The 288-nt window shown below is 49.0% G+C and carries 1 pseudogene; it reads right to left on the bottom strand.

Features of this window, described 5'->3' with window-relative positions:
* Window positions 1–76: 76 nt before the first annotated feature.
* A pseudogene (locus tag ACYQ2M_RS25475) lies at window positions 77–288 on the bottom strand (hypothetical protein); the annotation flags it as partial.

The raw sequence follows: 288 nt of genomic DNA, 5'->3' as shown, positions 1-288 counted from the left end.
GGCTTTTCGGTAATCACGAGATGATTATCATCATTTCGATTTAACAATCGATCTTTGATAACTTAATGATTGCCTCTCATCCTGTTTGTCTGAATCCATCGGAAAAGCGCTCACTGCCTTTAGAGTCGGACTCAGTTTTAGGTGGATTGAGCCAGACCGGTCCTTTCGGCTTCCATTTGCGGGTGCCCCCACTCCAGCGCTTCGGGCACTTTTGCTTTGCTTCCCGATAAATTCGGTCCCGGTTTTCAAGGATGTCCTTATCCCTGCCGGTATGCCGGTCCTCGGGTA

The sequence above is a fragment of the Desulfocicer niacini genome (assembly GCF_054657595.1).
This window is presented reverse-complemented; position numbering and strand designations above follow the sequence as displayed.